This is a genomic window from Moorena sp. (assembly GCF_982860115.1).
This window is the reverse complement of the sequence record NZ_CEYLVT010000441.1, coordinates 1-2349: the sequence shown is the minus strand read 5'-3', so window position 1 is coordinate 2349 and position 2349 is coordinate 1. Positions and strand designations below refer to the sequence as shown.

At 40.4% G+C, this 2349-nt stretch carries 2 protein-coding genes; both read left to right on the top strand.

Going from position 1 to position 2349, the window contains the following annotated elements; translation table 11 throughout:
• Positions 1-141: 141 nt before the first annotated feature.
• Positions 142-1131 carry a hypothetical protein gene (locus AC4II3_RS32500; RefSeq protein WP_488017249.1) on the top strand — a complete coding sequence of 330 codons (990 nt, stop codon included), beginning with the start codon at positions 142-144 and terminating at the stop codon, positions 1129-1131.
• A gap of 52 nt (positions 1132-1183) precedes the next feature.
• Entirely contained in the window at positions 1184-2260 is a 1077-nt protein-coding gene (locus tag AC4II3_RS32495; RefSeq protein WP_488017250.1) for a hypothetical protein, read from the top strand.
• Positions 2261-2349: the final 89 nt, after the last annotated feature.

Genomic DNA, 2349 nt, shown 5'->3' with positions numbered 1-2349 from the left:
TTCCCGATTCCCGATTCCCGATTCCCGATTCCCGATTCCCGATTCCCGATTCCCCCTATTCCCTAGCCGCAGCGCTATAGCAATTTTAAAGTAATCATTTTCAAGTAAAAAAATCTAAATATCGTCAAAGGAACACACTATATGGTTGCCACAAAAGACAGTAAAGACCAAATTTTCCAAGCCTTTGAGCAAATCCTAAAAGACCGGCAAAATATTGACTCAAAAATTGCCACCAAAGAAGAGGAGGCGGAAAAAGCTAAAAATCAACAAGTGCTGGAAACGGCATCAAACTATACCGTTGATAATATTGTCAAAGGCATGGCTGATTTACAGCTAGAGTTTGGCACCATTGTTAATGAATTGTCAGAAAAACTATCCTCAGAAGCCTCTAAACTTGATCAGCTAAAGCTGGCGATTAATGTAGAAACTGAACACTTGCAATACCTTCAGAAAGTTCGAGTTGTAGCTGATGCCTTACATTTGCTGAATCAAGAGCACCAGGAAAAGCTGAAATCTCTAGAGCAAAAAGCAGCTCAGCAGCGAGAAGAGATCGAAAAAGACCAAGAGCAAAAACGTAAGCTTTGGCAAAAAGACCAAGAAGACTTTGAAATAGCACGTCAAGAACAAAACGAATTATTGACTCGGGAACGACAACGCCAAGAAGCTGACTATCAATACGAATTAGAACGTAACCGTAAAATTGAGACGGATCAGTATGAAGAACTGAGCCGTAACCAGGAGCGAGAATTACAAGAGGCCAATCAAGAAAAAGACAAGCAATGGTCTGAGCGAGAACAGAAGCTAGAAGAATCTCAAGCCCTGTTTGAAGAGTATCAACAGAAAGTGGAAGCTTTCCCAGCTGAGCTAGATGAAATCGTTAAAAAAGTAAAAGATAAAGCTATTAAAAAAGTCCAAAACGACGCTAAGGTACAGTCTGATTTACTCGCCAAAGAGTGGGAAGTTACTCAACAGGGTTATGACGTTAAAATTCAGTCCCTGGAGCAACACATAGAAAAACAAAATAAACAAATTGAAAATCTATATAGTCAGCTACAAGAGACCCTAAAACAGTCCCAAGCCCTGACATTGAAAGCTTTTGATGGCTCTTCAAGCAGCAAGGCTCAAAATTAGTGACTAGTGATACCAGTTCAGAAATTGTCAAATAGAATATAACCTTGAAAGTATGACACGCAAACCTAACAGCAAGAACACCAAAGCAGAAATTTTAGAGGCTTACAAGGAATTACTAGCAGAACGAAATGCTTTGGAAAAAGAAATGAAGCAGATGAACAATCCGGCAACTCCTCAAGTATCCACAGTGGAAAAAAAGCAAACTAATGGATCCGTATCAGCAAAAGTCATGAAAGACAAAATGATGTATACCCTTGACAGCCTGGTTAAGCTGCAATTAGGGTTTGGGAGTAGTGTCAGTGAGTTGTCGGAAAAACTAACATCAGAAGCCGCTAAGCTAGAAGAATTAAGAACAGGGGTTACTGAGGAAACTCAACAACTTGCTGAACTCCACAATTTATCAGAAATTCAAGACGAGACCTTAGATACCTTAATCGAAACCTATCAGAATAGCTCTAAAGCTTTCGATGAAGAAATTTACCAAAGACGGGAAGAGTTAGAGCTGGAAATGAATCAGTTACAACAATCCTGGTACAAAGAAAAAGAGGAACACCAACGAGCTATTAAAGAACGGAATGAAGAACAGAGTAAAATCCGTGATCGGGATGCTAAAGAGTATGATTATAATTTAGGACTACAACGCAGCTTAGATGAAGAAACCTACAACCATAACCAAGAACGGTTATACAAAGAATTGGAGGAAACAAGGCAACAACAAGAGAAACAATGGGCAGAGCGGGAAAATGCGATCGCAGAGCGAGAGAAGCAGTTTGAAGAATTCAAAACTAAAGTAGAAGCCTTCGACCAGGAAAAATCCGTGGCTATCAAAAAAGCCCAAGAAGAAGGCAAAGCGATTGCTAGCCACCAGGTCAAAATTCAAGCCGACTTGCAGAATAAGGAATTAGAAGGAAATAATCGTGTCTATCAGCTAAGAATTGAATCCCTGGAACAGACAATAAAAGAATCCTCAGTACGGATACACAGTCTTTCCCAGCAACTCGATACTGCCCTCAAGCAAGTTCAGGATTTAGCGGTCAAGGCAATTGAGGGTGCTTCTAATATCAACTCTTATCAAGCCCTTAAAGAAATTGCCTTAGAGCAAGCCAAAAATCCAACTAAGGGTAAATAAGCTGAGGGAGTGACAACAAAGCTAAAAAGGATACAGGGTGTGGGGTGTGGGGTGTGGGGTGTGGGGTGTGGGGTTGAAGAAAGATAGTT